Source organism: Flavobacterium sp. 9R, assembly GCF_902506345.1.
Classification (GTDB): domain Bacteria; phylum Bacteroidota; class Bacteroidia; order Flavobacteriales; family Flavobacteriaceae; genus Flavobacterium.
This window is the reverse complement of record NZ_LR733415.1, coordinates 1-2,415: the sequence shown is the minus strand read 5'-3', so window position 1 is coordinate 2,415 and position 2,415 is coordinate 1. Positions and strand designations below refer to the sequence as shown.

The 2,415-nt window shown below is 37.9% G+C and carries 2 protein-coding genes; one reads left to right on the top strand and one right to left on the bottom strand.

All coding sequences use genetic code 11. The annotated features are described in order from the left end of the window. The coding region (locus FLAVO9AF_RS15145) for an IS3 family transposase (RefSeq protein ID WP_159691199.1) at positions 1-189 on the top strand (189 nt) is incomplete at its 5' end. A gap of 73 nt (positions 190-262) precedes the next feature. Here FLAVO9AF_RS15145 and FLAVO9AF_RS15140 read toward each other — a convergent pair. After that, on the bottom strand, positions 263-2,415 hold a 2,153-nt coding region (locus FLAVO9AF_RS15140), incomplete at its 5' end, for a T9SS sorting signal type C domain-containing protein (RefSeq protein ID WP_159691196.1).

Sequence of the window (2,415 nt, the reverse complement as noted above, 5' to 3'; positions counted from 1 at the left end):
AATGCAATTATTGAAAACTTCTTCGGAATATTAAAATCAGAATTGTTTTATCTAAAAAAATACACCTCAATAAAGCAATTAAAAATGGAAATCAAAGAATATATAAACTATTACAATAACGACAGAATCAAGTCCAATTTAAACAAAATGAGCCCGACTAAATATCGAGCTCATCATTATCAAAATTAATTATAAATTTGTCCAAACTTTTGGGTTCAGTCTACTTGTCTCTGAAAGGGTTTTTAGTTAAAAAGTTATTTCTTTAGTAAATAATCTTCTTGTTACTTACGGCGCCGTTCGCCAAAGTAGTTTTCACAATCAAGGTTTGTTCGCTCAAAGGCAAATTCGAAATTGACCATTCTTGCGCGTTAATTTTCGATTTATCATATACTTTTCTGCCCAACAAATCAAATAGTTGCACTTGTGTTATGGCTTCTGCTGAAGAAGTTAGCGTGATTTTTTTGTTTTTCACACTTACAATTAGCGATTTATCTGCCACTTCATTATCATCGGTGCCCAAAGTTTTGCCAGTGTATTTCAACACAAAACGGTCGTTCTCTACTCCATTGATTGCAGTAAAAGTGTATTTCCCTTTGGTCAATTCGTGCAGCGTATTCGACTTTTTATCTTCTAACCAAATCTCTTGACCCGCTAAAGAACCGTCTCTGTTGTCAATGCTAATATCGAATGGCCCAGCAATTGTACTTCTGTAACCCAAAGGCACTACATCAGTGTCTTCGAATGGTAAAGCTCGCCCTTGAATGGTTAAGTTTTTTCCTTGGTTGACACTATAGAAATCCACAAACTCTTGTCCGTCAAAAGTTGGTCCATCATACAAATTATCCCAATCGTTGGTTGCTCCTGTAATGTAACCCACTAACAATTGTTTGAAAGCACCACCGCTATTGGTCAAATTCAACCAAACACGGTTTTTCTCTACAGTTGCTGTTTTTTTAGTATTCGCTTGTTTGAAAAACTGTGAATTGTTACCTGCTACACGCATCGCATTGGTAAATTGAAAACTTCCTGGTGCTGCATTCTCTACAAAAAACGATTGACCTGCGGCAATAAATCCATTTGGAACACTAGTATTTAATCCTGGACTTGGAGCGGGTCCTGACACAGGTATCGGCAATGGACCTCCAGCTGTTCCTCCGGTAATATTATATGTCGCATAATCATCAGCCGTGTAAACATAATCCGAACCACTTGGAGCAATCGCCGTATTGTGTGTCCAGAAATACAAGGCACCGTAAATAATACTAGTATTGGCAGTTATAAAATCATCCGCTCTTATAGCTGAAGGATAAGGATTTCCTATTAAGTTCAATTCGTTCGCACCTGCAGTAAAGGAATAGTCACCATTATTTGGAGTTCCTTTGAAAGCTACTGGTTGTGAATAAGTACTACCTGACCAATTATCCGGTGCTGGTGAACCTGGTTTAGGAACACGAATGATAAATCCAACGCCTGGTGTCATTACATCATCATCAAAAACCCAGTCATTTGCTGAACCACTAAATCTAAAATATTTATCCGCTAAAGTGTTTGGCGATAGATTCTTAGCCGTTTGTCCTGAAACTGGAGATGACCAATAGGTGTAATCAAAATTCTTCATAGGAGAAGAGATACGACGGTATTCTATAGCTCCTGTATTTGTAGCATTGGTGGTTTGTACCAAACTCGCATTGTTTTCAAAAATTAACTGACCGTCGGTTGTGACTGCATTTGTTATCGTTAATGTAACTCCTAATGGAACCGTAGCAGTAACGCCATTATTAATTATTAAAGAACAACCCGTTAAATTAGCCGCAAAAGGAGTCCCTGAGGAAGAAGCTATGATAATGTTTTTAGTAGCATCAGGTGTACCATTACTCCAAGAAGATCCATTCCATACTGTAGATGATTGGTCAGAAATTAATTGTGATGATGTAGCAAATGAGGTACAACCTGTTGTATTATCTGTAACAGTAAAACTATAGTTTCCAACTGCCAAACCAGTTACCGTATAAGTTGTACCAGAACCTGAAATTGTATTTGATGATGTACCGCTTTGATTAATAGTCCAAGCACCTGAAGGTAAATTTAATAATGCCATACTACCAGTAGGTAAAGAACAAGTAATATTTGTAATTGTACCAACTGAAGGTGTGGAAGGTAATGGGTTAACTGTTAGTATTACAACATTACTGTTGGTAGTCCCACAAGTATTGGTAGCATAATATCGGATTCTTTTTCCATTGTCTGCAAATGCAACCGTATAAGGAACTGTCAAATTTGAATAGGTACCACTTGCAACAGCTGTCTCCAATTGCCAGCCAGAGGCGGTAACTGTTGAACCGTTAGCGGTAACTGTCGGAGCAGTTGGATTCAACGAACCTCCTGAACACAATACGGCTGGAGCTGAAATTGCTG